This is a genomic window from Mycobacterium sp. (assembly GCF_032159775.1).
In the GTDB taxonomy this organism is placed as follows: domain Bacteria; phylum Actinomycetota; class Actinomycetes; order Mycobacteriales; family Mycobacteriaceae; genus Mycobacterium.
Genome location: NZ_JAVHWK010000153.1, coordinates 1 through 18,342, shown reverse-complemented (window position 1 = coordinate 18,342; position 18,342 = coordinate 1). Strand labels below are relative to the sequence as shown.

General features: G+C 65.8%; 22 protein-coding genes. 16 read left to right on the top strand and 6 right to left on the bottom strand.

All coding sequences use genetic code 11. The annotated features are described in order from the left end of the window. From QOJ24_RS20830 to QOJ24_RS20800, 7 genes are all read left to right on the top strand, one after another. On the top strand, positions 1 to 747 hold the full coding sequence (locus QOJ24_RS20830; protein WP_526264689.1) for an SDR family NAD(P)-dependent oxidoreductase: 747 nt from the start codon (positions 1 to 3) through the stop codon (positions 745 to 747). Then, positions 744 to 1,703 carry an agmatinase gene (gene speB / locus QOJ24_RS20825; RefSeq protein ID WP_526264687.1) on the top strand — a complete coding sequence of 320 codons (960 nt, stop codon included), beginning with the start codon at positions 744 to 746 and terminating at the stop codon, positions 1,701 to 1,703. The genes QOJ24_RS20830 and speB overlap by 4 nt, the downstream gene beginning before the upstream one ends. Continuing rightward, positions 1,700 to 2,566: a polysaccharide deacetylase family protein gene (locus QOJ24_RS20820; protein WP_526264685.1), complete on the top strand. Its 867-nt coding sequence runs from the start codon at positions 1,700 to 1,702 to the stop codon at positions 2,564 to 2,566. Before speB ends, QOJ24_RS20820 begins: the two co-directional genes overlap by 4 nt. Before the next feature lie 66 nt (positions 2,567 to 2,632). Continuing rightward, the gene (locus QOJ24_RS20815) at positions 2,633 to 3,460 is read left to right on the top strand and encodes a DUF3097 family protein (RefSeq protein ID WP_526264683.1); all 828 of its coding nucleotides are present in this window, start codon (positions 2,633 to 2,635) and stop codon (positions 3,458 to 3,460) included. Positions 3,461 to 3,489: 29 nt separating this feature from the next. After that, complete coding sequence (locus QOJ24_RS20810) at positions 3,490 to 4,824, top strand: replication-associated recombination protein A (RefSeq protein ID WP_526264681.1); 1,335 nt, start codon at positions 3,490 to 3,492, stop codon at positions 4,822 to 4,824. Positions 4,825 to 5,009: 185 nt separating this feature from the next. Then, positions 5,010 to 5,342 (top strand): ArsR/SmtB family transcription factor, encoded by a 333-nt coding sequence (locus tag QOJ24_RS20805; protein ID WP_526264679.1) that lies wholly within the window; start codon positions 5,010 to 5,012, stop codon positions 5,340 to 5,342. Beyond that, complete coding sequence (locus QOJ24_RS20800; protein ID WP_526264677.1) at positions 5,339 to 5,812, top strand: SRPBCC family protein; 474 nt, start codon at positions 5,339 to 5,341, stop codon at positions 5,810 to 5,812. Before QOJ24_RS20805 ends, QOJ24_RS20800 begins: the two co-directional genes overlap by 4 nt. 26 nt (positions 5,813 to 5,838) lie before the next feature. Here the strand turns inward: QOJ24_RS20800 and QOJ24_RS20795 are convergent, their stop codons facing one another. From QOJ24_RS20795 to QOJ24_RS20785, 3 genes are all read right to left on the bottom strand, one after another. After that, the gene (locus tag QOJ24_RS20795; protein WP_526264676.1) at positions 5,839 to 5,982 is read right to left on the bottom strand and encodes a hypothetical protein; all 144 of its coding nucleotides are present in this window, start codon (positions 5,980 to 5,982) and stop codon (positions 5,839 to 5,841) included. Continuing rightward, positions 5,976 to 6,110, bottom strand: coding sequence for a hypothetical protein (locus QOJ24_RS20790; protein ID WP_526264674.1), 135 nt, complete (start codon positions 6,108 to 6,110; stop codon positions 5,976 to 5,978). Before QOJ24_RS20790 ends, QOJ24_RS20795 begins: the two co-directional genes overlap by 7 nt. A gap of 175 nt (positions 6,111 to 6,285) precedes the next feature. Next, on the bottom strand, positions 6,286 to 6,600 hold the full coding sequence (locus QOJ24_RS20785; protein WP_526264672.1) for a GlsB/YeaQ/YmgE family stress response membrane protein: 315 nt from the start codon (positions 6,598 to 6,600) through the stop codon (positions 6,286 to 6,288). 111 nt (positions 6,601 to 6,711) lie between these two features. Here QOJ24_RS20785 and QOJ24_RS20780 point away from each other — a divergent pair, with 111 nt between their 5' ends. The 6 genes from QOJ24_RS20780 (at position 6,712) to QOJ24_RS20755 (ending at position 12,864) form a co-directional block, all read left to right on the top strand. Next, positions 6,712 to 7,113 (top strand): secondary thiamine-phosphate synthase enzyme YjbQ, encoded by a 402-nt coding sequence (locus tag QOJ24_RS20780; protein WP_526264670.1) that lies wholly within the window; start codon positions 6,712 to 6,714, stop codon positions 7,111 to 7,113. 78 nt (positions 7,114 to 7,191) lie between these two features. Next, positions 7,192 to 9,882: an alanine--tRNA ligase gene (gene alaS, locus QOJ24_RS20775; protein WP_526264668.1), complete on the top strand. Its 2,691-nt coding sequence runs from the start codon at positions 7,192 to 7,194 to the stop codon at positions 9,880 to 9,882. Positions 9,883 to 9,886: 4 nt separating this feature from the next. Next, positions 9,887 to 10,384: a Holliday junction resolvase RuvX gene (gene ruvX / locus QOJ24_RS20770; RefSeq protein WP_526264666.1), complete on the top strand. Its 498-nt coding sequence runs from the start codon at positions 9,887 to 9,889 to the stop codon at positions 10,382 to 10,384. Next, positions 10,377 to 11,627, top strand: a complete 1,251-nt coding sequence (gene mltG, locus QOJ24_RS20765; RefSeq protein ID WP_526264664.1) for an endolytic transglycosylase MltG — start codon at positions 10,377 to 10,379, stop codon at positions 11,625 to 11,627. The genes ruvX and mltG overlap by 8 nt, the downstream gene beginning before the upstream one ends. Then, positions 11,605 to 12,423 (top strand): shikimate dehydrogenase, encoded by an 819-nt coding sequence (locus QOJ24_RS20760; RefSeq protein ID WP_526264662.1) that lies wholly within the window; start codon positions 11,605 to 11,607, stop codon positions 12,421 to 12,423. The genes mltG and QOJ24_RS20760 overlap by 23 nt, the downstream gene beginning before the upstream one ends. Positions 12,424 to 12,432: 9 nt before the next feature. Further along, entirely contained in the window at positions 12,433 to 12,864 is a 432-nt protein-coding gene (locus QOJ24_RS20755; protein ID WP_526264660.1) for a prepilin peptidase, read from the top strand. Here the strand turns inward: QOJ24_RS20755 and QOJ24_RS20750 are convergent. Further along, a complete protein-coding gene (locus QOJ24_RS20750; protein WP_526264658.1) occupies positions 12,861 to 13,151 on the bottom strand; it encodes a CDGP domain-containing protein in 291 nt (96 codons plus the stop codon). The genes QOJ24_RS20755 and QOJ24_RS20750 overlap by 4 nt on opposite strands. Before the next feature lie 86 nt (positions 13,152 to 13,237). Here QOJ24_RS20750 and QOJ24_RS20745 point away from each other — a divergent pair, with 86 nt between their 5' ends. Continuing rightward, a complete protein-coding gene (locus tag QOJ24_RS20745; RefSeq protein WP_526264656.1) occupies positions 13,238 to 14,554 on the top strand; it encodes an adenylate/guanylate cyclase domain-containing protein in 1,317 nt (438 codons plus the stop codon). On the opposite strand, the gene QOJ24_RS20740 is transcribed toward QOJ24_RS20745, so the two are convergent. Beyond that, the gene (locus tag QOJ24_RS20740) at positions 14,551 to 15,063 is read right to left on the bottom strand and encodes a GFA family protein (protein WP_526264654.1); all 513 of its coding nucleotides are present in this window, start codon (positions 15,061 to 15,063) and stop codon (positions 14,551 to 14,553) included. The genes QOJ24_RS20745 and QOJ24_RS20740 overlap by 4 nt on opposite strands. 145 nt (positions 15,064 to 15,208) lie before the next feature. Between QOJ24_RS20740 and QOJ24_RS20735 the strand changes: the two genes are divergently transcribed. Further along, positions 15,209 to 16,513, top strand: a complete 1,305-nt coding sequence (locus QOJ24_RS20735) for an adenylate/guanylate cyclase domain-containing protein (RefSeq protein WP_526264652.1) — start codon at positions 15,209 to 15,211, stop codon at positions 16,511 to 16,513. 62 nt (positions 16,514 to 16,575) lie between these two features. Beyond that, the gene (locus QOJ24_RS20730) at positions 16,576 to 17,460 is read left to right on the top strand and encodes an SDR family NAD(P)-dependent oxidoreductase (protein ID WP_526264650.1); all 885 of its coding nucleotides are present in this window, start codon (positions 16,576 to 16,578) and stop codon (positions 17,458 to 17,460) included. 49 nt (positions 17,461 to 17,509) lie between these two features. Here the strand turns inward: QOJ24_RS20730 and QOJ24_RS20725 are convergent. After that, positions 17,510 to 18,342 (bottom strand): HNH endonuclease signature motif containing protein (locus QOJ24_RS20725; RefSeq protein WP_526264648.1); only part of this gene is annotated, 833 nt, incomplete at its 5' end.

Below are 18,342 nucleotides of genomic sequence, written 5' to 3'. Positions count from 1 at the left end.
ATGCGCATCGGCTTGGTCACCGGCGCGACGCAGGGAATCGGTGCGGCCATCGCCGACCGGCTGGCCGCCGACGGGGTGACGGTCGGCGTCAACGGACGTGTGCGCGACGACCGGATGGACGCCGTCGTCGCCCAAACCGGCGGATTCCCTGCGGCGGCTGATGTTTCGGATCCCGAAGCCGTCGCGGCCCTGGTCGATGAGATCGAATCCACCCACGGGCCGGTGGACATCCTGGTGTGCAACGCGGCATATATGACGATGGCGCCGTTCTGCGACCACCCCGACGACGACTGGTGGAAGGTCGTCGACACCAACGTGTCGGGCACCGTCTATCTGGTGCAGGCTGTGCTGCCGGGCATGCGGCGGCGAGGCGGCGGCAACATCGTCATCATCGCGTCCGAGTGGGGCGTGATCGGCTGGCCGAATGCGGGCGCCTATGCGGCGTCGAAAGCCGGCCTGATCGCATTGACGAAGTCGCTCGGCCGCGAACTCGCGCCCGAGCACATCACCGTCAACGGCGTCGCGCCGGGAATCATCGACACGCCACAGCTGCAGGTCGACGCCGACGACGCGGGCATCACACTCGCCGAGATGCACGAGCAGTACGCGCGCGGAATACCGGTCGGCCACATCGGAAAGCCGGCCGACATCGCCGCTGCGGTCTCGTTGTTGGCCCGGGAAGACATGGGCGCGTTCGTCGGCCAGACCATCCAGATCAACGGAGGGACGACACGATGCCGGACATGACGCAACAATCCGAGCCGGTACAGCCGGTCGACGGAACGGTCGTGCCGCGCTACGCGGGCTTCTCCACATTCGCCCGGCTGCCGCGGATCGGCGATGTGCCGACCTACGACGTTGCGGTTGTCGGCATTCCGTTCGACACCGGTGTGAGCTATCGGCCCGGCGCGCGATTCGGGCCGGCCCATGTTCGGCAGTGCTCACGGGTGCTGCGGCCCTACCACCCGCAGATGGAGGTGATGCCGTTCGCCACCCAGCAGGTCGTCGACGCGGGCGATATCGCCTGTACGCCTTTCGACATCACCAAAGCGATGGAGCAGGTCGAGGAGCAGGCCGATGCGCTGATCGCCGATGGCGCACGGATCATCACGATCGGGGGTGACCACACGATCGCCTACCCGTTGCTACGCGCGCACAATCGGATTCACGGTCCGGTGGCGCTGGTGCACTTCGACGCGCACCTCGATACCTGGGACACCTATTTCGACGCTCCGCTGACCCACGGCACACCGTTCCGCCGCGCCGCCGAGGAGGGTCTCTTCGTGTCCGGGCACAGCGCACACGTCGGGATCCGGGGGGCCCTGTATTCACCCGACGACCTCTCGTCGGATGCGGAACTCGGTTTCACCGTCGTTCACTGCCGCGAGTTCCAGACGCGTACCGTCGCAGACGTGGTCGCACAGTTACAGCAGACGATCGGCGACCATCCGCTGTATGTGTCGATCGACATCGACGTGCTCGACCCTGCGCATGCCCCGGGTACCGGCACACCGGAGATCGGCGGGATGACCAGTCGCGAACTGCTCGAGGTGGTGCGCGGGTTCGACGGTCTGAACCTCGTCGGCGCCGACATCGTGGAGGTCGCGCCCGCGTACGACCACGCCGAGTTGACGGGTATCGCAGCGGCGTTCCTTGCTTACGAATTCCTCGCCCTGCTCGGCAGAGCGCGGAGCCGCACATGAGCGTGCCGCCGGTGTCGTGGCCCAACGGCGCCAGGTGTGCGGCGTCGTTCTCCTTCGACGTCGACGCGGAATCGGCGATGCTGGGTGTGGATCCGTCCCATGCCGACAGGATGTCGGCGATCAGCCATCAGGCCTACGGCCCGCTCACCGGCGTGCCGCGACTGCTGAAAATCCTTGCCAGGCACGGCATCACGTCGACGTTCTTCGTCCCCGGCTACACCGCGGTGCGCTACCCGGACGTCATTTCATCGATCGTCGAACACGGCCACGAGATCGCCCACCACGGCTACCTGCACGAGGCGATGCGCGGCAAGACCGAACAGCAGGAAGCCGACATCCTCGACCGCGGGCTCGACGTGCTCGAGTCGGTGACCGGCTCACGTCCGATCGGCTATCGCGCGCCCATGTGGGAGCTCAACTGGCACTCGCCGAAGCTGCTGCGCGACAGGGGATTCCTCTACGACAGCAGCCTGATGGACACCGATCATCCCTACGAACTGGCGGTAGCCGACGGCGGACCGTTGGTGGAGATCCCGATCCAATGGGCGCTCGACGACTGGGAACAGTACTGCTATGTGCCGGATTTCAGTGGCTCTGGGCTGATTGAAAGTCCCCTCAAGGCAATCGAGATGTGGCGACTGGAGTTCGACGCGATGCGCGCCGAGGGGGCCGCCTACGTGCTGACCAACCATCCCTTCCTGTCCGGCCGGCCATCGAGGGCGCAGGCGCTCGACTCGCTGATCGAATACGTGCGCTCATACGACGACGTCTGGGTGACCAGCCTGGCGAACATCGCGAAGCATGTGCGCGGCCTCGGTCTGACCCCCCGCTCCGTTGAGCGGCCGAACCCCGCGGACTTCTAGAGCCGTTCGCGATTCCCTTCGCCGTGTCGCGGTGGCGCAGCACGCGTGTGACCCTACGATCACCCGGTGGCTGACCGCTATGGCTTCGATGTGCTTGCCGACAATCCGCACAGAAAACCTCGATCCACCGAGCGCCCGGTCGAGATCGGCATGGTCGTGGAGGACGCGCAGACCGGCTACGTCGGCGCTGTGGTCCGGATCGAGTACGGCCGAATGGAACTCGAGGACAGCCGGGGGCGGCGCAAACCGTTTCCCGTCGGCCCCGGTTACCTGATCGACGGCAGGCCGGTGATCCTGACCCCGGCGCGCCGAGCGGCCCCGGCCGCTGGCACCCGCACCTCGTCCGGCTCGGTCGCCGTGCCGGGCGCCAAGGCGAAGGTCGCGTTGTCCAGCCGGATCTATGTCGAGGGCCGACACGACGCCGAATTGGTCGAGCAGGTGTGGGGGGACGATCTGCGGATCGAGGGTGTGGTCGTCGAATACCTCGGCGGGGTCGACGATCTGGCCGTCATCGTCAAGGAGTTCGACCCCGGGCCGGGCCGCCGCTTGGGGGTGCTGGTGGATCATCTGGTCGCCGGCTCCAAGGAGGCCCGCATCGCCGATACGGTACTGCGGGGGCCGGGCGGCGCGCACGCGCTGGTGGTCGGGCATCCGTTCATCGACATCTGGCAGGCGGTCAAGCCCGAGCGGCTCGGCATCTCGGCGTGGCCGGCCGTCCAGCGCGGCGTCGACTGGAAGCACGGCGTGTGTGAAGCGCTGGGCTGGCCGCACGGCGGGCAGGCGGACATCGCCAGGGCGTGGCAGCGGATCCGCAGCCGGGTGCGCGACTGGAACGACCTCGAACCGGCACTGATCGGCAGGGTCGAGGAATTGATCGACTTCGTGACGCAATGACAGTCGTAGCGGCGTGGTAAGCAGAGAGCGTGTCCGACGGGCTATTCGACGTCCCCGGTGAGCCGACCTCGACTGGAGGCGCAGCCGGGCCCGTCGGCGCTTCGAGCCCGCTCGCGGTGCGGATGCGGCCGACGTCCCTCGACGAGGTTGTCGGCCAGGACCATCTTCTTGCGCCGAACTCGCCGATGCGCCGCCTTGTCGAGGGGTCCGGCGCGGCGTCGGTCATCCTGTACGGCCCGCCGGGCACCGGCAAGACGACGCTGGCGTCGCTGATCTCGCAGGCCACCGGCCGCCGGTTCGAGGCGCTGTCGGCGCTGTCGGCGGGGGTGAAGGAGGTTCGCGCCGTCATCGACGTGGCTCGCCGGGCCGCCGCGTACGGCGAGCAGACGGTGCTGTTCATCGACGAGGTGCACCGGTTCTCCAAGACCCAGCAGGATGCGCTGCTGTCTGCCGTCGAGAACCGGGTGGTGCTCCTGGTGGCCGCCACGACGGAGAATCCGTCGTTCTCGGTCGTCGCTCCGCTTCTATCCCGGTCATTGATCCTGCAGCTGCAGCCGCTCTCTGCCGACGGCGTGCGTGCCGTCATCACCCGCGCCATCGAGGACCCTCGTGGGCTGGCGGGCAAGGTCACGGTCACCGATGACGCGATCGAGCTGATGGTGGCGCTGTCGGCGGGCGATGCCAGGCGGGCGTTGACGGCGCTGGAGGTGGCGTCCGAGGCGGGCGAGACGGTCACGGTCGAGACGATCGAGCAGTCACTGGACAAGGCCGCGGTCCGCTACGACCGAGACGGAGATCAGCACTATGACGTCATCAGCGCGTTTATCAAGTCCGTTCGCGGATCGGATGTTGACGCCGCCCTGCACTACCTGGCCCGCATGCTGGTCGCTGGGGAGGACCCGCGGTTTGTCGCGCGTCGGTTGATGATCCTCGCCAGCGAGGACATCGGAATGGCGGATCCGACCGCGCTGCAGACCGCCGTGGCCGCCGCGCAGACGGTGCAGCTGATAGGGATGCCGGAGGCGCAACTCACACTTGCCCACGCGACCGTCCACCTCGCGACCGCACCGAAGTCCAACGCGGTGACCACCGCGCTGGGTGCTGCGATGAGCGATGTCCGGGCGGGCAAGGCGGGCCTGGTTCCGCCTGCCCTGCGCGACGGGCACTACTCGGGTGCCGAGGGGCTCGGCAACGCGGTGGGCTACAAGTACGCCCATGACGACCCCGACGGTGTTGTGCCGCAACAATATCCGCCTAACGAGCTGGTGGGTGTGGACTACTACCAGCCGACAAGTCACGGCGCCGAACGGGAGATCTCGGGCAGGTTGGACAAGCTGCGGGCGATCATCCGCCGCAAGCGCTGAAAGCGCACTGAAGCTGTCGCCGAGCCTGCGGGCAGATCGCATCCGGCGTCGAGAATGCGATCTCTCAGCAGTTTCGCGAGTCGGGTCTTGACACGTGGTGAACCGCCTCCTACGTTGGTAGTCAACTAATTCATTGATAAAGCAGGAGGTTGATTATTGCGAGCTATGGCGATGCGGACGCGCGAATGGATCGCGCCTTCACGGCGCTCGCCGACCCGATCCGACGGGCCATCGTCGCGCGACTGTCCCGCGGACCCGCGACGGTCAACGAACTCGCCGCGCCGTTCGACATCACCAAACAGGCGGTGTCCAAGCACATTCAGGTGCTCGAGCAGGCGGGGCTGGTCACCAGGACCCGCGATGCGCAACGCAGGCCCGTCCACCTCGACGGGGCGGCGCTCGAGGGGCTGACCGCATGGATCGACCGGTATCGGCTCGAGGCCGAACGTAATTACCGCCGGCTGGACGCACTACTGGCCGGCATGACCGACACAACCGAGAAGGGAAACCAACGATGACGAACGCCCTCAACCTGCAGGCCCCCGTCGACACCCTCGCGATGGAGTTCACCCGTGACTTCGACGCACCGGTGCAGGCATTGTTCCGCGCGCATGCCGAGCCGGAACTGGTCAGCCAGTGGCTTGGCCCGCACGGCCTGGAAATGAAGATCGAGGAGTGGGACTTCAAAACCCATGGCGGATACCGCTACGTCCACTCCACCGAGCACGGCGACTTCCGCTTCAACGGGACGTTTCACACCGTGCGGGAGAACGAACTCGTCATCCAGACCTTCGAGTTCGAGGGGGCGCCGGACATGGTGAACATCGAGTTCATGTGGTTCGAGGATCTCGGTGAGGGCCGCAGCCGGCTGCGCGGCCGGTCCATCTGCCCGAACACCGAGGCGCGCGACGCGCTGCTGTCCTCGGGCATGGAAGGCGGCATGACCGAGGGCTACGAGAAGCTCGATGCACTGTTGAAGTCTCCGTGATGCGACGACGGCCAGAACTCGCAGCGTCAGTGCGTCGGCGGCGTCAAACCGTACCGCGTCACGATGTCGTTGATCCACTTCGGCGACCCGTAGGTCAGGCCATACTTCGCTGCCAGCGCCGCGAATTCCGGTGTTTCGTGCAGGTCTGGGCCGGTGCCTGACGTCAGCACTTCACCGAACCACCGGGCGCGAGTACAACTTCGTTGTCATCGGATCGGAATCCGATTTCACCTGCGATCACCAGCGAGTGCTCGTCCTCGTACTGATGGCGATGAGCGGCGGTGATCAGGCTCTTCACCTTCGGTGGGCTGCACCACCGTAAACACCGCGTCGTTCGTGAATGTCACTCTTTGATGGAACATCGGGCTCGGCGGATTGCCAAGCCTTTGAGTGATTCTCGCCGAATCTTCGCCCGAGCGTGAGCGTGCCCGACGGCCAGGGGATGCCGCCGGGCACGCTTCACCTTGGGTTTGTCAGCGGAACAAGCTCGAGCGCCTGCGCCCGCCGCCCATGGCGCCTGTACGCCTGCGTCCCATCATCGACGAGACGAGGGCCACGCCGATTGCCGCGACGATGACCTGCACCAGCAGCTCTAGCCAGTCGATGCCGTTGGTCACGGTCGGGATTCCCAGTGCGCGGGCAATTGCCGTGCCGAGGAAGGCTCCGACGATGCCGATCAGAATGGTGACGAGCATGCCGATCGGCTGCTTGCCGGGCACCAGCAGGCGGCCGAGCACACCGACCACGATGCCGATCAATATTGCGGTGATGATGCCGGTAATGGTCATTTGTCCTCCAAGGAGCCGTAGTGGGGTGCAAGACAGATACCCTCGCCGTCCACCAAATAAACGCCCGCGTCAATCGAGGCTGGCGGGGCCGCGAATCGTAGGCTCGACTACATGGACACACAGGTATTGGAGGTCGACTCGTCGCGACGACGGATCGTCGATCTCACCGACAAGGTTCGCGAGTTCTGCGCTGCGCATAAGGACGGCCTCTGCAGTGTCTTCGTGCCGCATGCGACCGCGGGAGTTGCGATCATAGAGACGGGCGCCGGATCCGACGACGACCTCGTCGACACGCTCGAAAGCCTGCTTCCGCGCGACGATCGTTATCGGCACGAGCACGGCTCGCCGGGCCACGGCGCCGACCACGTCCTGCCCGCCCTCGTCGCCCCGTCGGTGACGGTTCCGGTGCAGGATGGAGAACCCCTCTTGGGAACCTGGCAGAGTGTCGTCCTCGTTGACCTGAACAGGGACAATCCGCGCCGCTCAGTGCGCTTGAGCTTCATAAACGGCTAGTGAGAGTGCGACAAACCAGCCCGGTACTGTAGTGCGGTCGGGTTGAGCAGACGAGGCCGAGAACAAAGAGGACGACAGGTGCAGACACACGAGATCAGGAAGCGATTCCTCGATCACTTCGTGAACGCAGGCCACACAGAGGTGCCCAGCGCTTCTGTGATCCTCGACGACCCCAACCTGCTGTTCGTCAATGCGGGGATGGTTCAGTTCGTCCCCTACTTCCTCGGACAGCGGGCCGCCCCGTGGAACCGCGCGACCAGCATCCAGAAATGCATCCGCACGCCCGACATCGAGGAAGTCGGCATCACCACCCGGCACAACACGTTCTTCCAGATGGCGGGCAACTTCTCCTTCGGCGACTACTTCAAGAAAGGCGCCATCGAGCTGGCCTGGTCACTGCTGACCAACCCCGTCGACCAGGGTGGCTACGGCTTCGATCCCGAAAGGCTTTGGGCGACGGTCTATCTCGATGACGACGAGGCCGCCGACCTCTGGCTGGAGGTCACCGGCATACCCGTAGAGCGGATCCAGCGCCGCGGTATGGCCGACAACTACTGGTCGATGGGCATCCCCGGTCCGTGTGGTCCGTCTTCGGAGATCTACTACGACCGCGGCCCGGAGTACGGCGCCGAGGGTGGCCCAGAAGCCAACGAGGACCGCTACATCGAGATCTGGAATCTCGTCTTCATGCAGAACGAGCGCGGCGAGGGAACGTCGAAGGACAACTTCGAGATCCTCGGCGCGCTGCCGCGCAAGAACATCGACACCGGTATGGGCATCGAGCGCGTCGCCTGCCTGCTGCAGGATGTCGACAACGTCTACGAGACCGACCTGCTGCGCCCGGTGATCGACCTCGTCGCAGGCATCGCCCCTCGTCGCTACGGCATGGGCAGCCACGAAGACGATGTCCGCTACCGGATCATCGCCGACCACAGCCGCACCGCGGCGATCATCATCGCCGACGGCGTCAGCCCCGGCAACGATGGTCGTGGTTATGTGCTGCGCCGCCTGCTTCGGCGCGTGATCAGGTCGGCGAAGCTGCTGGGAATCAACGACCCTGTCGTCGGAGACATCATGGCCACCGTGCGTGATGCGATGGGACCGTCATATCCGGAGTTGGTCAACGATTTCGACCGGATCCAGCGCATCGCGGTAGCAGAAGAGACGGCGTTCAACCGAACGCTGGCGTCGGGGTCGCGGCTCTTCGACGAGGCGGCCAGTGCGACGAAGAAGTCCGGTACCTCCGTGCTGTCGGGAACCGACGCGTTCACACTGCACGACACCTACGGCTTCCCGCTCGAGCTGACCCTGGAAATGGCTGCCGAAGCCGGTCTCAGCGTCGACGAGGAAGGCTTCCGCGGCCTGATGGCCGAGCAGCGGCAGCGCGCCAAGGCCGACGCGGCCGCCCGCAAGCAGGCCCACACCGACCTGTCCGCGTACCGCGAGTTGGTCGACACTGGTCCGACCGAGTTCACCGGTTTCGACGAGTTATCAACCGAGGCACGAATTCTCGGTATTTTCGTCGACGGCAAGCGGGTCCCGGTCGTGGCGCATGACGGTCAGCAGGCCGGTCGCGTCGAGCTGATACTGGATCGCACGCCGTTCTACGCAGAGTCCGGTGGCCAGATCGCCGACGAAGGCAGCATCACCGGAACCGCGGCGTCCGCGACCGCGAAAGCAGCCGTCAGCGATGTGCAGAAGATCGCCAAGACGCTGTGGGCGCACCGCATCAACGTCGAGTCCGGAGAGTTCGTCGAGGGCGACACGGTCGTCGCCGCCGTCGACCCGCGCTGGCGTCACGGCGCAACCCAGGGGCACTCCGGCACACACATGGTGCACGCCGCCTTGCGACAGATATTGGGGCCCAACGCCGTTCAGGCAGGTTCGCTGAACCGACCGGGATATCTGCGATTCGACTTCAACTGGCAGGGCCCGCTGAACGAGGAACAACGAACCCAGATCGAAGAGGTCACCAACGAGGCCGTCGAAGCCGATTACGAGGTGCACAGCTTCAGCACCGACCTGGAGAAGGCCAAGTCGATGGGCGCGATGGCGCTGTTCGGCGAGGCCTACCCCGATGAGGTGCGGGTGGTCGAGATCGGCGGCCCGTTCTCGCTTGAACTGTGCGGCGGCACGCACGTTCGCAATTCGGCGCAGATCGGGCCGGTCACCATTCTCGGCGAGTCGTCCGTCGGATCCGGTGTGCGGCGGGTCGAGGCCTATGTCGGACTTGACTCGTTCCGCCACCTCGCCAAAGAACGCGCGCTGATGGCGGGGCTTGCGTCGTCGCTGAAGGTCCCTTCGGACGAGGTTCCGGTGCGGGTCGCCCAGCTGGTGGACCGGCTGAAGACCGCGGAGAAGGAACTCGACCGGATGCGGCTGGCCAATGCGCGGGCGGCTGCTGTGAACGCCGCGGCGGGCGCCGAGCAGATCGGTAAAGTCCGCGTCGTGGCGCAGCGGATGGCCGGCGGAACGTCGGCCTCGGATCTGCGCAGCCTCGTCGGCGATATCCGCGGCAAGGTCGGCTCCGAGCCCGCGGTCGTCGCGTTGATCGCCGAGGGGGAGGACGACAGCGTCCCGTTCGTAGTAGCCGTCAACCCGGCCGCCCAGGATCTCGGGTTTAAGGCCAACGACCTGGTCAAGGGGCTGGGTGCGGCAGTGAACGGCCGCGGCGGCGGCAAGGCCGACATGGCGCAGGGCTCCGGCAAGGGGGCCGCAGGCATCGACGCGGCACTGGCCGCCCTCCGCGCGGAGATAGGCCGGAGCTAGCCAAGTGGCCAACCCAGAACACCGGCTGCCGGATCGGCCCGGAGGCGACGATCCCGGTCGGGGTCGTCGGGTAGGCGTGGATGTGGGAAGCGTTCGCATCGGTGTCGCGGTGAGCGATCCCGATGGCATCCTTGCCACACCGGTGGAAACCGTCCGCCGCGACAAGACCGATCGTCACCTGCGACGGCTCACCCAGCTCATCGGCGAATTGGAGGCCGTTGAGGTGGTGGTCGGACTGCCGCGTACGCTCGCCGACCGAACCGGTCCGTCCGCGCAGGACGCCATCGACCTCGCCGAGGATCTGGGACGACGCGTCGCGCCGACCCCGGTGCGGATGGCTGACGAGCGGTTGACCACTGTGACGGCGCAGCGCTCGCTGCGCGAAGCCGGCGTTCGGGCGAGGGGACAGAAGGCGATGATCGACCAGGCCGCGGCCGTCGGAATACTGCAGAGCTGGCTGGATCAGCGGCGGGCCATGCTCAACGAGGTCGGCAATGCCTGACGCGTGGGATCGCGAACGCCCACAGCCGGTGGCGGTCGGGCCGCCGCGGCGTCGACTCAGCCGCGCGGACCGGATGCGTGAAGCTCGCCGCCGCCGCAGGCGCCGGATGGTGCGCGCGGTCACGCTCTGTGTCTTCGTCGTGATCGTGATCGGAGCGGTCTTCCTCGGTTCGCGGCTGTGGCACAGCGTGTTCGGCGGAGGTTCTGACTACTCGGGCGAGGGCAAGACGGACATCGTCATCCAGGTCCACGATGGCGACTCCACGACGACCATCGGCAAGACGCTCGAAGACCGCGAGGTGGTCGCGACGTCGAAAGCATTCGTCAATGCCGCCCAGGACAACGCCGCCATTCAGGCCATCCAGCCCGGCTTCTACAAGGTGCGCACAGAGATACCGGCGGCGGATGCCGTTGCGCGGCTTGCGGATGCGCAGAACCGGGTGGGCAAGCTCGTCATCCCCGAAGGTCGCCAGCTCGACGACATCCAGGATGTCAAGACCAACGATGTCACCGATGGCATCTTCCAGTTGATCTCGAACGCCACCTGTGTGGACCTTGACGGCGCCCGTCACTGTGTGTCCGTGGACGATCTTCGGGACGCGGCGGGCAGCGCTTCGCTTGCGGAGTTGTCCGTGCCGGACTGGGCGACCAAATCGGTGCAGGCGATGGGCGATGACCATCGCAGGCTCGAAGGCCTGATCTCCCCGGGCTCATGGAATGTCGACCCCTCGGCTTCGCCGAAGGACATCTTGTCCACCCTCATCGGTACCAGCGCCTATCAATACGCGCAGGGCGGTTTGTTGGACACCGCCAAGTCACTGAGCATGACGCCCTACCAGATCCTGACGGTGGCGTCGTTGGTGCAGCGGGAATCCAAACCCCAGGACTTCAACAAGGTGGCTCGGGTCATCTACAACCGCTTGGTCGCACCGGATCACCGCAGGCTCGAGTTCGACTCCACGGTGAACTACTCATTGGATCGCCAGGAGGTTGCCACCACCGACGCCGACCGTGGGAAGGCGACGCCGTGGAATACCTATGTGCGCGAAGGACTTCCTGCGACCCCGATCTGCTCACCGGGGGCAGAGGCGCTTGCCGCCGCTGAACGTCCGGCGGACGGCGACTGGTTGTACTTTGTCACCGTCGACCTGCAGGGCACGACGCTTTTCACCCGGGACTACCCACAGCACCTGGCGAACATCGAGCTCGCGAAGCGCAACGGTGTCCTCGACAGCGCCCGCTGACGCACGCAAGGCGGCTGTGCTCGGTTCGCCGATTGCGCACTCGCGCTCGCCCCAGTTGCACCTGGCGGCCTACCGCGCCCTGGGGCTGAACGGTTGGACCTACGACCGCATCGAGTGCACGGCGGGCGAATTACCGGTCGTCGTAGAAGGTTTCGGCCCTGAGTGGGTCGGCGCATCGGTGACGATGCCCAATAAGTTCGCCGCATTGACATTCGCCGACGAGCGCACCATGCGAGCGGAGCTGGTCGGTGCGGCCAACACCCTGGTGCGGACGTCGACCGGTTGGCGCGCCGACAATACGGACGTCGACGGGGTGATGGGTGCGCTGGGTGAGGCGTCGGGCCACGCGATCGTCGTCGGTTCCGGCGGAACGGCGCCGGCCGTCGTGGTCGGGCTGGTCGAACTCGGCGTGCAACGCATCACGGTGGTGGCACGCGACCGTGAGAAGGTCGCCGCGGTGGTCGATCTCGCAGGCAGGGTGGGTGTCGACGCCAGCTGGTGTGACATCAACGGAGCCGACGTGGCGCAGGTAGTCGCATCAGCTGATGCGGTGGTGAACACCGTTCCCGCTGAAGCGGCCGCACGGTACGCAGCGGTGCTGTCGTCCACACCGGTACTGCTCGACGCCATATACGACCCGTGGCCGACGCCGCTTGCTGCGGCGGTCGAGGCGGAAGGCGGCCGAGTGATCAGCGGCCTGCAGATGTTGCTACACCAGGCCTACGCGCAGGTTGAGCGGTTCACCGGTCTGCCTGCGCCGAAAGAGGCGATGAGAGCGGCGCTTACGGGCGATTAACCTCGTTACATGGGGCTGGGGGTTGCCGCCGCGTGCGTGTCGGCATGGCTTGTCACGCTGACCGTGTACGACATCCGCGAACGGCGATTACCCAATTGGTTGACGGTGCCGGGCGCGCTGGCGATTCTCGCGGTGGCCGCGGCGATGGGCCGCGGTGTGCCGGCATTGATGGGTGCGATCGGGCTGGCCGGCGTTTACCTCGTCGTCCACCTGGTGTCGCCTGCTTCGATGGGTGCCGGTGATGTGAAGCTGGCGGTGGGTGTCGGTGGCCTGACGGGCGCCTACGGATTGGACGTGTGGGCGCTGGCCGCGATCGTCGCTCCGCTGCTGACTTCGGTGTGGGCAGCCGCCGCCGTCTATCGTCGCTCCGGTTCGGCGGTTCCGCATGGTCCGTCGATGTGCGTGGCGAGCCTGGCAGCTGTGGCGCCGGTGATCCTCTAGTCGTCGAGGTGAGTTGGCGGGTCGGCGAAGGCGGGATCCGCAAATTGCTGTCCCGAGCCCATCAGATCGCAGTGCTTTTCGGGCACCAGGTAGGAACTGAGGCCGTTCGGGATATAGCGGGGAACTGCCACACAACGTTGCCACGTGCCGTCGGGTTGGACGGCTCCATCGCACTTGCTGATATAGGGCCCGCCGTACAGGCAGCCGGCGCTCGCCGGCGGTGCTGAGGTGATCAGCCCTGCGGTCATCAGCAGGGTCCCTATTCCTCCGATGATGCTGCGCTTCATCTTGTCTCCCCTCGCCAGGTGACGCTACCGGTTGGGTACTGCGATGACACCGGAATTCGGCCCGCTCATCGGCCTACACTTCGGCAATGTTCTCGGAGACGCGCTATGCGCTGAACGGGGATTTAGGCGTGGCCTACCGCACGTCGCCGGAGGGTCCCCGTGACATCGTGTTCGTTTCGAACTGGATCACGAACTGCGAGGTTTTTCCGGAGTTGCCGTCGATACACGGCTGGGTCGAGGCGATGACGACGCTCGGCCGACTGATCTTCTTCGACCAGCCGGGCACTGGAGCGTCCGATCCCGTTACGGCGGACGAGATGCCGAACATGGAGCAGTGGGCCGACAGCATCACCGCCGTGCTCGACCACGTCGGGAGTCGCGAGGCCGTCATACTTGCGATCGACGGCGCCTTCGCGCCCGCGGCGCTCTTCGCAGCGACACACCCTTCACGTACGACAGCTCTGGTCGCACTCGAGTGCTACGCGGATCCGCTTGCCGAGACAATCGGAGGAGCGAACCTCGAGGAAGGCACCGCTGCCGCCCTCGCCACGTGGGGCACGGGCGAGACCCTGCATGCGACGAATCCGGACATGCCGTGGAACGAGGAAATCCGGGCATCATGGGCCCGTCTCGAACGCTTGACTTCGAGCCCGCGAACGGTCGCGCTTATGGGGCCACTATTCGCCAAGCAGGATGTCCGGGCGGTGCTGCCGACGATCCGCGTGCCCACCCTCGTCCTGCACCACAGCGACGACGAATACATCCCGCCCGCACAGGGCCGCTACATCGCCGATCGCATACCGGGCGCGAAATACTCTGAGCTGCCCGGGCGGAACATGTACCACATCGTTGAGCCGTGGCGCGCGTCGTTCCGTGAGGTCGCTGAGTTTCTCACCGGCCATCACGCCGACGTGGCCGAAGACCGGGTGTTGGCCACGGTGTTGTTCACCGACATCGTCGGTTCGACGCGCCGGGCGGCGGAGATCGGTGACCGGGACTGGCATGCGTTGCTTGATGCGCACGACGCTGTCGTCCGAGCGCAGCTAGTTCGATTTCGGGGTCGCGAGGTGAACACGTCGGGTGACGGCTTCCTGGCGACGTTCGACGGGCCGCAGCGAGCGATCCGCTGCGCCATGGCGATTCGCGACGCGGTGGCCGCGCTCGGCATCGAGGTGCGCGCGGGACTGCACACCGGCGAATGCGAAATTCGCGGCGACGATATCGGCGGGATCGCCGTGCACATCGGCGCACGGGTCAGCTCGTTGGCCGGACCGAACGAGGTGTGGGTGTCGAGCACGCTGCACGACCTGGTGATCGGGTCGGGGTTGCAATTCGACGACCGCGGCTTACACAAGTTGAAGGGTGTGCCCGGCGACTGGCACCTGTTCGCCGTCGCGACTTAGGACGGTGTCTCGTCGCTCGATGACGGCCCGATCGACCCACCCTGCAAACCGGACTCGACGGTGAGCGAACCATCCAGCGGATCGTAGAGCTGCACGGCGTCGGGAATCGGCGGGATCCACGGGTGCCGGAATTTGGTGAAGAATTCGGTTGTCGGCGGCGGGAATACCGTCTCGACGAAGCTGCCGAGCGCAATGGTGAAGACGCGACCGCCGGTGTGCGGGAAGATCGCGTCCATGTAAATGCTGGAGCCGCACACCGCGCAGAAGCGGTAGTTGATTCCTCCCGGCATGCCGACGGCACCGACGCCGTCGATTTCGAGGCCGTTGTAGCATCGCGTCTCGCCCGTGATCGACCCGATTTGTTCCTCAGGGAACTGCGCCGAAGCAATGAACACGTTTCCCGATCTCCGTTGGCAGAAATCGCAGTGGCACACGTAGACGAGCAGCGGCTCGCCTTTCACCGTGGCTTCGACCCGGCCGCAAGCGCACCGTGCGGTTCGCGTCGGCATACGCAACCTCCATCGTGAAACTGCGCGGCGGGCTGACACAGACCGCCCCGACCGGTCATCTCTCCCGGCACACAGTGCCGGATAGGACGTCCGGCCGTGATGGCTTTTGGCGGTGGTGGAAGTGCCCACGACTTAGACTTCGGCGATGTTCTCGGAGATGCGCTATGCGATGAACGGGGACTTGCGCGTCGCCTATCGCGCTTCCCGCGAAGGTCCGCGTGACATCGTGTTTGTGCCGAACTGGTTCACAAACTGTGAGCTCGCCCCCGAACTACCGTCACTTCAGGGGTGGGTCGACGCGATGACCACACTTGGGCGACTGATCTTCTTCGACCAACCGGGCACGGGAGCCTCCGACCCTGTCTCACCTGGCGCGTTGCCGACCTTGGAGCAATGGGCCGACAGCATCACCGCGGTGCTCGACGATCTACAGAGCCGCGAAGCGGTGCTCATCGCTATTACCGGCGCGCTCCCCGCAGCGGCGCTGTTCGCAGCGACGCATCCCTCCCGCACAACCGCGTTGGTCGTGCTCGAGGGCAACGCGGATCCATCGAGCATTCCCGACCTTGAGGGACTGCACGCCGCATTGATCGCCATGTGGGGCACTGGGGAATTACAACGCGTAATGAATCCGGATATGCCGTGGAACGACGAAGTTCGAATGACGTGGGCTCGTATGGAGCGCCTTGCGGCGAGCCCAGGGACCGTCGCCCTCATGCTGCGTCTGACGGCGGCGATGGACGTGCGGGCGGTGCTCCCGACAATTGGCGTGCCAACCCTTGTCCTCCAACACGCCGATGATCCGCTCATCACGCCCGCGCAAGGGAAACTGGTGGCAGACGAAGTGCCGGGCGCGAAGTACGTCGAGCTGCCGGGCCGTAACGGGTACCACTGCGTCGAGCCGTGGCGCGAGTCGTTCCAGGAGATCGCCGAGTTTCTCACCGGCCACCAGGCGGAAGTGGCTGACGATCGCGTTCTTGCGACGGTGATGTTCACCGACATCGTCGGTTCGACGCGCCGGGCGGCGGAGATCGGTGACCGTGACTGGCATGCGCTGCTGGATGCGCACGACGCTGTCGTCCGAGCGCAGCTGGCGCGTTTTCGGGGTCGCGAGGTGAACACGTCGGGTGACGGCTTCCTGGCGACGTTCGACGGGCCGCAGCGAGCGATCCGCTGCGCCATGGCGATTCGCGATGCGGTGGCCGCGCTCGGCATCGAGGTGCGCGCGGGACTGCACACCGGCGAGTGCGAAATTCGCGGCGACGATATCGGCGGGATCGCCGTGCACATCGGCGCACGGGTCAGCTCGTTGGCCGGACCGAACGAGGTGTTGGTGTCGAGCACGCTGCACGACCTGGTGATCGGGTCGGGGTTGCAATTCGACGATCGCGGCGCACACGAGTTGAAGGGTGTGCCCGGCGACTGGCACCTGTTCGCCGTCGCGTCTTAGAACGGTGGTGGCTTAACTTCGTTGTGGGAACAGGCGCCTGCCGCGCGGGTAGGTTTCCGGCCATGGGTTCCGTCAAGGGCAAGGTCGTCTTTATCACGGGGGGAGCGCGGGGGATCGGTGCCGAGGTAGCTCGCCAGCTGTACGCCAAGGGCGCGAAAATAGTGCTGACCGATCTCGACGAGACGGCGTTGCAGGACGTCCCGAGTGACCTCGACGGTGACCGTGTGCTGAGGCTCGTCGCCGATGTTCGTGACCTCGCGTCGATGCAGGCTGCGGTCAGTCGGGCGGTCGGCCAATTCGGCGGCGTCGACGTCGTCATCGCCAACGCGGGTATCTCCACGTACGGGACTGTCCTCAATGTGCAACCGGCCGCCTTCAAGACATTGATCGACGTGAACGTGCTTGGCGTGTTTCACACGGTCCGCGCTGCTTTGGCATCGGTAATCGAGAGGCGCGGCTACGTGTTGGTCGTGTCGTCGATGTTCGCTTATGCCGCGCAGCCCGGTGCAGCTTCGTACTGTGTGTCGAAAGCGGGCGTCGAGCACTTTGCCAACGCGCTGGCGCTTGAGGTGGACCACCTCGGCGTCGACGTCGGCTCGGCGCACATGGGTTTCATCGACACGCCGATGATCCAGGACATCGATTCCGACCTTGCAAGCTTTCGAACCGCGCTGAGCAAGCTGCCCGGTCCAATGGGCAAGACCACCTCCGTAGAGGCGTGTGCGGGCGCATTCGTCGATGGCATCGAACGCCGCAAGCGACGCATCTACTGCCCTCGATGGGTGGGTGTGCTGCGGTGGCTACGGCCGCTGCTGACTACATCCGCCGCCGAAACCCAGATGCGAAAGGGACTGCCCGAACTGCTCTCGCAGATGGACGCTGAGGCCGATGCGATCGGCCGATCGATGGGCAAGCGGACTGAGGCATTGGAGAAGAAGCAGACCTAGCGCGCAGCCGCCAACATCGTTTGGCCTAACATCTTTTCGCCGTCGCGCCTCAAAAGGGCGGCGGCTTATTGCGTTCGGCGAGCCGGACTGCGGCGTACGCGTCGTTGAGTTTGCGTTCGGCGGTGATGGCTTTGACTTTGTTGTGGGCGCGGGTGTTGCGACGCTTGGGCATCATCACACCGCGATCGGGAGCCAATTCGAGAACCGGTGACTCGCCGTCCCAGATGGTGGCGGTGGGTTGGCACAGTGTTGGGAACTGGTGCTTACTGCCCGGGTGGGTCACATAGGTGTGCCCGGTGGGCGAGAGCCAGATGACAGTGCCGTCGGGAAGTTGCCGGTCCCGCCAGCCCGTCGCGCCGTTCCAGAAGGTTTTCAGCAAGTGGTGAAAACGGCACATACACTTGAGGTTTGACGGGTGGGTCGGCCCGACCGGGTAGGCGACGGTGTGGTCCAAATCGCAGACCTGGGCGGGTTTATCGCAGCCGGGGAACCGACACGTCAAATCCCGGCACCGCACAAAGTCGGCCAGCGAAAGAGACGGGATGTAGCGGCGCTCGGCTGCGGTGTCGCCGCCGGGGTGGCGGACTGCGCGGATCCGGGCGCGTTCCAGGATGCCGCCCAGCAGTGCGGTCGGCAGCACCCCGGCGCCCAACACGAACGCCGGCGGCGGAGCTGAGCACTGGGCGGGCGCCTGCGCCGGCTCACTTGGCTCGGACTTCCTCGGCGGCGCCGTCTCACTGGGCGCTGACTCGGCGGTGGCGGCGTTGACGGATTTCTCGTCGGCGACGACGTAGACCACGGTGGTCTTGGCGGGCGGCTCGCCGGTGGCGCCGTCACAGTCGGGTTGGCCGCATTGGCAGGCGAAGTCGGTGTGGGTGATCG